The sequence below is a fragment of the Halorientalis persicus genome (assembly GCF_900110215.1).
Classification (GTDB): Archaea; Halobacteriota; Halobacteria; order Halobacteriales; family Haloarculaceae; genus Halorientalis; species Halorientalis persica.
Genome location: NZ_FOCX01000067.1, coordinates 1 through 8,064 on the forward strand (window position 1 = coordinate 1; position 8,064 = coordinate 8,064).

At 59.7% G+C, this 8,064-nt stretch carries 6 protein-coding genes; 3 read left to right on the top strand and 3 right to left on the bottom strand.

Annotated elements, in window-relative coordinates:
* The first annotated feature begins 346 nt into the window (after positions 1–346).
* Positions 347–3,448, top strand: a complete 3,102-nt coding sequence (locus BMX17_RS24110; protein ID WP_092664990.1) for a DUF5817 domain-containing protein — start codon at positions 347–349, stop codon at positions 3,446–3,448.
* A 305-nt stretch (positions 3,449–3,753) separates the two neighbouring features.
* On the opposite strand, the gene BMX17_RS27175 is transcribed toward BMX17_RS24110, so the two are convergent.
* Positions 3,754–4,104, bottom strand: a complete 351-nt coding sequence (locus BMX17_RS27175; RefSeq protein WP_244515105.1) for an HVO_A0114 family putative DNA-binding protein — start codon at positions 4,102–4,104, stop codon at positions 3,754–3,756.
* Between the two features lie 182 nt (positions 4,105–4,286).
* Here BMX17_RS27175 and BMX17_RS24120 point away from each other — a divergent pair, with 182 nt between their 5' ends.
* On the top strand, positions 4,287–4,652 hold the full coding sequence (locus tag BMX17_RS24120) for a DUF7718 family protein (protein ID WP_092664993.1): 366 nt from the start codon (positions 4,287–4,289) through the stop codon (positions 4,650–4,652).
* Positions 4,653–5,061: 409 nt separating this feature from the next.
* Here the strand turns inward: BMX17_RS24120 and BMX17_RS24130 are convergent, their stop codons facing one another.
* Both BMX17_RS24130 and BMX17_RS24135 read right to left on the bottom strand, forming a co-directional pair.
* Positions 5,062–5,655, bottom strand: a complete 594-nt coding sequence (locus BMX17_RS24130; RefSeq protein ID WP_092665000.1) for a hypothetical protein — start codon at positions 5,653–5,655, stop codon at positions 5,062–5,064.
* 188 nt (positions 5,656–5,843) lie between these two features.
* The gene (locus BMX17_RS24135; protein WP_092665002.1) at positions 5,844–6,662 is read right to left on the bottom strand and encodes a ribbon-helix-helix domain-containing protein; all 819 of its coding nucleotides are present in this window, start codon (positions 6,660–6,662) and stop codon (positions 5,844–5,846) included.
* Positions 6,663–7,118: 456 nt separating this feature from the next.
* Between BMX17_RS24135 and BMX17_RS24140 the strand changes: the two genes are divergently transcribed.
* Complete coding sequence (locus BMX17_RS24140; protein ID WP_092665005.1) at positions 7,119–7,736, top strand: tyrosine-type recombinase/integrase; 618 nt, start codon at positions 7,119–7,121, stop codon at positions 7,734–7,736.
* Positions 7,737–8,064: the final 328 nt, after the last annotated feature.

Consider the following 8,064-nt stretch of genomic DNA (forward strand, 5'->3'; position numbering starts at 1 on the left):
CGATCTGGTCGATACTTCCGCCGAGGCGTGTGTTTTCGGGCATAGGCACTCAGAAAACACACCGCCTCGCTATTCATCCTTATCTGAACACCGCCCGGGCGGCGGGGCTAGTACTTAAGTTAGCGCCGTTTGAACAGCTACAGCGACACGACAGGCTCAGAACCAAACGCCTGGAAAATGGGACGCCCCGCGAGGGTCCCAGTGCACCAACACTTCCCTCGCGGCTTACGTCTCATTTCTCCAGCCTGGCTAATAAGCGTTCCCCACAGACAGCGGTAGCGCTGTCTCTCGCAGGGGAGCGTGCCTGCCCGCATGGCAAGAGCCGTGTCTGTAGTCAGCCCTGAGCATGGCCGGCGCGACCCACTCTCCCGACCGATTTGCCGTGCTTGGCTGCCGCGAGTGCGAGTCACTCTGGGTGGCCGAGCACTACCACCAGCAGGACCGCGTCGAATGTCCCCGCTGTGGGCACAGCCGCGACCCTGGGAGCATCAAAGCCCAGGCCACGGCTGGGGACTGGCAGGTCGCCTGCGAGCAACGCGCGCGACTGCTCGCGCGGCGCGCCGGCGAACTCGGGGAGTATGTCGGTACCGTTGATGACTACGGCCGGCTCGAAGACGAAATTGACTGCACGGTTCCGACGACCTCCCTCGAGCAGGACGCTGGCTACCATGATGTGTTCGGCAATCTCGTCGACGAGCGGCTCGACCAGTGGGGCGAGCAGCGCCGGGCAGTTCTTCGCGACGAGGCCGATGCCTACCTGGAGCGTCGCTTTGGCACGCTCGACGGGGACTTTCAGTACGACGCAGACCGTTCACTCGATTTTGAGACGGCAGCGGGCTCGCTGACACCGTCGCTGAATGACGGCGGAGACGTGCGGGCCGACATTCACGCCACCGCCAACAGCGCGCCGGCCGACCTCTGGCATGAGATCGCCACGTCGAACGGGTTCCAAGACGCGCTGGTCGCGGCCGTGCGTGAGCTCTGTCAGGGGGCAACCCACGCCGATCGGGCCGCGACGCTTCGGGAGGCCGGCGTCACCGCAGCTGATGGCGGGCTCGCTACCGTCCTCGCGGCGCTTGATCGGCCGGCTGAGGATCCCGCCCATCAAAACGCACTGGAGTTGGTTGCCGGGATCGGCCAGGACGGCGCGACCGACCTCGGCCACCTGCCGATCGAACTCATCACGGACGGCCCGCTGGCGGCGCTGGATGCCGCTGCAATCGTGCCGACGGTTTCGGTGCTGTTGCCCGAGGGCTTCCGCGACCGCCGACGCGAGCAACGCGAGACGACGCTGTGGTTCCTGTGTGCGCTCGGCCGGGTGGCGGATGTGCGCGTGACCATGACCGGCCTGGTGGCTAGCTGGCTGCGCACTGAGCATCGCGATGATCTCCCCGCTTCGTTTAGCGCCCAGTGCATCGCCGGGCGGGATAGCCGGGCCCCCTCGACGCGACTTCGCGAGGCCCACGATCAGCTTGATCCCGACGGCCGGGCCATCGAGGTCCTCCGGACACTCGCTGCTGAGCCGGCGCATACGCTGTCCTATCATGAACTCGTTGCCCAGGCGACGGTCAGCAAAAGCCGTGTCAGCCAGCTGCTGGGAACGCTCGAAGAGCTTGCACTCGTCGAGCGCTACGGGCCCCGCACCGCAAAGCGTATCGAACTGCTTCCGCTGGGAACGGCGTATCTGGGCACGCTGGACGCCGATCACGACCGGTCGCAAGAACTCGATGCCCTGTTTAGCGAAACCGGAAGCCAGCCTGACAGGCCGTGTAATCCCGCACACACGAGGGCCGGGGGGGATGCCCCCGACGACGCCGCCGACCGCGACGCCGACGGCGCCGGCCCCTACCGCACCCGTTGGCTGTCCCGATCACAGCACGCCGCGATCGCCGGCACCGGCCGCAGCGGCGGCGTTACGACCGTTGACGCGCCACTTGATGCGACCGATGCCGAGCAACGGCGGACTCGCTATGCCAGCTACGACGCCGATCGCGACGAACTGGTGCTGTCGAACTGGGTGACGTCGCCGCTCCAACACGTGGTGAGCACTGCACTGACTTTATCGACGCCGAAGGTTCTGCAGGCGGCGCTCCCCGCCGATCGGCTGGCGAACATCGACCTCGACCCGGTCGAAACCCGGTACTGCCGGTGTATCGGTGGCTTCCCCGAGGAGGCTGAAACCGACCCACAAGTCCTCCTGGACAACCTCATCGAGTGGGGCCAGGAGCTCGCGGCAATGACGACGGACCTCCAACACAAGGAGTATGCTGATCGCGATGCCTTCCGGGGCCGGATCATGCAGTCAGCGCATGGCCTGGCCGGCTCGATCGTCCATCTGCTGGATGAAGCCGGCGTGACCATCCATCGCGAACTCCTGCTGGCGCCGGGGCTGGATCACGACACGCTGGATTCCATTCGGGCGACGCTGCTCCATGAGGCCCAGATCCAGTCTCAGTATCGTGATCACACGGTCTACCGCCAACTCTACGAACAGCGGCCGGACAAAGTCCGCCAGGCCCCACTCGTCGACGTCGACGCAGCCGATCCCTTCGGCGAGTACATCGGCTCGCTAACGATTCGTGGTCCCCACGCCAGCGACCTCGGGCAGCATCTCGAAGGCTACCTCCGCAGCGCTAACCGACCGACTCGGGAAGACGCGCCCGAGATCGCCGTTCGCCTGCCGATTGGGACGGCTGGTCCCGAAGCCTATGCCGAGACAATATCACGACTGTGTTCTCAGAAGAATCTCCACAAGACTCGTGAGGCGGTGACGCTGTGCCGGGCGCTGGCGGCTAGTCCCCATGCCGTTGCCGATGGTCTCCACTGGCTGGAGCGTGAGGATACACCGCGAGACCTGCGCCTCGACGAGGTCCGATACGCCCTAGCCCAGCTGGGGCCGGCCCGCCTCTTGCCTGACGCGACGCCAACGGTCAGTGCGGCGGTCGCGACGCTGCTGAAGGCCGAGCAACCGCTCTCCCAGACGGAACTGGCCGCCCGAGCCGACGTGTCGACGCGGTCGCTCCGGAAGTACGTCGACGTGCTGGCAGCGCTGGATCTCGTCCGCGAGACCGAGAGCGGGTATCGGCTGGCGCTGCCGTTCCAGGACGACGAACGGGGCGACCGGATCTGCCCCGAACCAATTGCCACCGGCGCAACTACAGCGACCGAACTGCTCTGGGAGGTGGCCGACGTTCTCTTGGACGAGCCGAGGCGGCTGGGCGACCTCGATGACCCGGTCGGGGCCGCATTCGCCTATCCCGTCGACTTTGACGTGCTACGGCGGGAATGTCCGCGGATCAACCCCTGGGTTCGCGTCGCCAGAATCCTCTGCGACGCTCCATCTGGGCCGGACCAAGTGGTGCAGTTTGGTGTCCGGACCGAACAGACCGCACTCGCCCAGCAATCGCTCGCGACTGTCGACAAGTCGGTAAATCTAGCTGACGACTGATCCAATTCACCTACACACTCTCGATATATCATATTCCTTGAAGGCCTGGAAAATGGCAGATTCTCTGGTAAACCGTGAAGCCCAGAGGACATAGAACGGGTGGGGCAGACCGGACTACTGGGTGCGGACACGCGTGTTGTGGGTAACACCTTCGTGGTCGCTCACGCTCGGCGGTACGCTGGGACACCAGAAAACAGAAATCACTCGTCGAGAGTGTCGAAGAGGTCGCGCTCTTTGTCCATTAGCTCCCGGACACGCTGGCGGACTGCCTCGAGGTCGTTCCAGGATGGCTCCTGCATCTGTGGTCAGATCGGCTCGACAGTGATGTGTTCTTGGACGAGGTAGGGGCGCTTTGCCCGGCCGTCCTCATCGTATTTGATGACACCGTGTTCGGCGAGGATGCCCAGATCACGGCTAACCTGTCCTTTGTCACGCCCGACACACCGGGCCAGATGACGGACAGAGTCGATATCGTGAGTGCGGAGGGTCTCGATGAGTTCGCGCCGCTTGGGCGTCAGGACTTTTTCAGCACTCTCCAAGCTGAGGACCTGCACACCATCCATCCCGCCCCTGGCGAGAGCCCGGGCCATGTCAGCACGCCGGGCCGTACGCTCATCATCTTCGCGCTGGGTCTGTGACCAATCGATTTGAGACATCGTTCTATTCTCCTTACCGTTGTGTATGTGGCTCAACGGTATAACGGTTTCCCAAGCAGTCGAATTATATATATTAACTACCGAACTCACACCTCAACAGTTAGGAAGGCAACATTTAAGTTCGTGGAGATATTAGGGGATACTGTGGGGCGGCTTTGCGGCCAAAATATGACACAATATATATGACACAATCTGAGTTTACCTACGAATACGACGCAGAAACAGTTCGAGACACACAATTTCTCATCGGCGCTCGGCACACCCCGAGTACGAACAATGTCGAGTCGTTCGCTGTCATCCTCTTCTTCGAGTTATCTGACGGGACTCGAGTAGAGGTGGCGAAAGTCGATAATTCAGAACATGACGAAGGAACGATACACGCCGATCGGTACTACCGAGAGACTGGGGCGGAAATCAAAGACCTCGATGTTGATGTCAGCGACTGTTGGGACGCAGAAGACTGGCTGTTAGACAACGCACAGCGCTTCTGTCGTACCTATCTGGAGAACCACGGCAAGCAGCATCGGGAAGACGGAGCCAACGTCTGAGACTCGGTGGTGTCCGTGCTGTCATTGAAGTCGAATTACTTCTCGCTGAGTGTGACTTCCGAAAATAGCCGAGTCGCGGAACTGGTAGTAATTTTTTTATCGTGCAACATGGTAACTGCCGGTAGTTACAGACACACCGGTGCTTGCGTCGGTTCTATTGGGTAAGGAGGGCCAGAAGCCCTATGCCTACGACGACGCCGAGGCCGACGCCTGCTCCTGTCGCGGCTGCGCGGCGGGCCTCAGGGTCATTATGAATTTCCTCGGCTAACGCGGCCCCAACACGTTTTCCAGCCTCCTGGCTGAATTCACGGACAAGGGCATCTACAGCGTCAGCTCCATCGCCCTGAGAGCGCGCCTGATCATCAAACTGTGCAGTCGTAACGGTCTGGGTGGTATCGGTCATAGTTGATTAGATCTCGTCGTTAACGTCCTCAACGCCGGTGAACAGCGAGTCGCTGTTGCTGGAAACTTCGTCTTGATCCTCCAGAAGCGAACTGTCGTCTTGATCCCGACTACTAGAGGAGATCTCTTGTGTCGTCGTCCGTTCGGCTGTCGTCGATTCGTTGAATAGGCCACGCGCGATCTCGGCCGCTACCGTCTCCTGATCGCGGACGCCCTCAGTCTTGATGATGATTCGGGCGAGGAGCCTGTCCATCTCGTTCGGTGGTTCCCCGTTTCGGGATTTTTCAAGGAAATGACGGACGATTTGCTGGTGTTCAGCGAGCATCCGCTGCTGACTCATCTCCTTGATAATCTCCACGGCCTCATCGACCATGTCGGCCTCGTCAAGCGCTTCGAGAACGCCGACAGCCGTAGCACGCGTTTTCTCAACGCGCTCGTGCTTCTCGACGGCCGCCCCGTCAAGTTGCTCCGGGTCGATATCCACGTTCTTTTCTACCAAATCGTCCATGAAGTCGTCCCAAGAGGTCGCGCCCCACTCCTCCTTGACGGGTTCGAGGCGGGCCTTCACCTCATCTGAGACGCCGATGGTCGTATCGGCCATCTGTAGTTATCCTTTGTGAGTATGGCTACCTGAACCTTCGCGTGTGAGTATACCATACGCCAGTATACTCGGACAGCAGCCACTCAGATTTAGCATTCGCGTTAGAATATGACTTTACCCACTAACTCACGATCCGCCCGAGATATCCAACCAGAAGGGATACTGGTTAGACTACCTGAGTACGTTAGTCATTCCCAGGGCATCGTCGACTTGTATGGTTCTGGACCAGTGCCCCACTCGCGGCGGAACGTGTCGACGATTACCTGCTTGACCTCATCCTGGTTAATGTGATGTACCGTGTGCTGACCCCCGACATCCTCAAGATCGAACAGACGTGGGGCAGTGTGTGGAGTAACCGTCACGACTGCTTCGGGCTCCATCATTTTGATTAGCCGCGTGCCACCGTCGCTTTCGACGGGGACGACATCAATGCTCGTCCCCGGCTTGAAATACGAGATTGCAGCCAGGTTGCCATGGAATCCAGTAGCGGTACCGTAGGATTCCTTCTCGAACGACGATTCGCTGAAAGTGTTGGATGCGGGGATGTAGACTAGTGCTCCCTCAGAGCGAATCGTCTCGAAATTGCCGAGCGTGACCGCATCATCGGTATGACCGGGCGACTTGTCGAAGTCAGCATCCGGGTCGTTGAGGCGTTCGGTGAGCATCTCCTTAACTGCGGCCTGTGACGTGAGCGGTCCAGCGTATCGTCCGTGGAAGAATATCTTTCCGTCGAGTACCCACTGACGAGCCATCGACAGCGGTACATCAATGTCGTCGTAGGCCTGCATCACGTTGGGGACCTGTCTACGTCGGGCGTCGGATGCATGCGGTGCGTGCATGAACTGCCTGAGCGATGCCCGGATGAACTCGGACTGACTGTCGTATCCCTGCTCCTCCATCGAGTCTTCCATCTGTGCGGCCAAGAATCCGGGAACCCGGAACTGGATCCGGTGGGATTCGGGGACCTCTTCTGCTCTGTTACCATCAGGTGTACTCGGGTCCGACATCAAATTGATGTACAACTTCACAGTATATAAATATACTGTCCGACATTGAATGGACGCTATTCCAGCATACATATATACTAATTCTGTTAACTTTGGGAAGAAGGTTCTCTAGGTACACGTCCTAAAGTGCTACATATATTATTCTTAATTGATGATTATCGAACCGAGCTTGGCATAGAAAGGATTGTGGCCCGACAGAACCAGCATTGCAGGATAAGAGATGGAGGCAGCTTGAAGACTTGTCATAGAAGTCAGTACACACTTACCGAACACACCGGGTTTCGAGTGAAAATTCGGTATCGCACCCAACTGGTGTTTCGTGGTTGGGTGAATGTGTCCAAAGCTTTAGATATGAACGCACACCCTGACCTCCAAAATGAACTTAGGACTCTACATATAGAGTCCAAAGTTCGAAGTGCTTGCGGCCCATCTCGCTTATAAAGAGGTTGCACCTTCATGGCCAAGTCTGTAGATTCCCAAGTTCGTGCGAAAGTGTGGGTGACACCGGAGCAGGTCGACCAGATGCGCACGGCCGTCCTCCAGGCCAGCGCCGACTACCTCGCCGAGCGCAATGACGCGATGATCGCACTGCTGTATGATGCCGGCCTCCGGGTTGGGGAGCTGGTCGCCGTCGACGTCGAGTTCCTTCGCGAGCAGTACGCGAAACTCTACCTGCCGACCGAGATCCAGAAGGACTACCCCAACGAGAACGCCCCGCCCCCGAAGACGCTTGCGCTCGCAAGCGATACCACACGCGCGCTCACCACGTACCTGAACACGCGCTGGAAAGACCCGGACGCGCTGTTCCCGTCCCGATCGAGCGACCGCATCACCACCCAGGGCGTCCGCAACGTCGTCGAAAAAGCCGCCGTCGAAGCCGACGTGCGGCCGTACAAGGTCGACGGGACGCGGGGCGACCCAGCCGACGTGTCACCCCACGCACTCCGCCACGGCGTCGCTTACCGGATGATGAACCACGAGAGTGGGAACACACTCTACGACGTGCGAAACCGGCTCCGGCACCGCTCGATCCAGACCACCGAGCAGATCTACGATCACATTATCGAGGCCTGAACGAACAGTGCGTTACTCGTTTTTGTCCCTGTATCCACTACGAAGTCTGTTAATAACGGATTTCGCTAATGGTGACCCAGTCTGGCCTGCTGCATCAATGAGACTGACCAGTAGCAGGGCCCCGATACTATAAGTCAGCGATCCAATCACACCCAGTGAAATATTGAGGACTGGAGTCGGTACGTCACGGACTCCGGCCCGGACGATACCTAGCAGCACCGCCACAATTACAGTACGCTCTTGCGAAGGAGATTGTTGATAGCGAGAGCTGCGGCTGAATGTCGAAGAGGGCAAGGGCACCGCGCCAGCGGTGCCCGATATGTTCCCA

Coding starts and splice junctions, on each gene's coding strand:
- BMX17_RS24130 (WP_092665000.1), bottom strand. CDS start 5,655: ATGGCCGATACGACCATCGGCGTCTCAGATGAGGTGAAGGCCCGCCTC.
- BMX17_RS24140 (WP_092665005.1), top strand. CDS start 7,119: ATGGCCAAGTCTGTAGATTCCCAAGTTCGTGCGAAAGTGTGGGTGACA.
- BMX17_RS27175 (WP_244515105.1), bottom strand. CDS start 4,104: ATGTCTCAAATCGATTGGTCACAGACCCAGCGCGAAGATGATGAGCGT.
- BMX17_RS24120 (WP_092664993.1), top strand. CDS start 4,287: ATGACACAATCTGAGTTTACCTACGAATACGACGCAGAAACAGTTCGA.
- BMX17_RS24135 (WP_092665002.1), bottom strand. CDS start 6,662: ATGTCGGACCCGAGTACACCTGATGGTAACAGAGCAGAAGAGGTCCCC.
- BMX17_RS24110 (WP_092664990.1), top strand. CDS start 347: ATGGCCGGCGCGACCCACTCTCCCGACCGATTTGCCGTGCTTGGCTGC.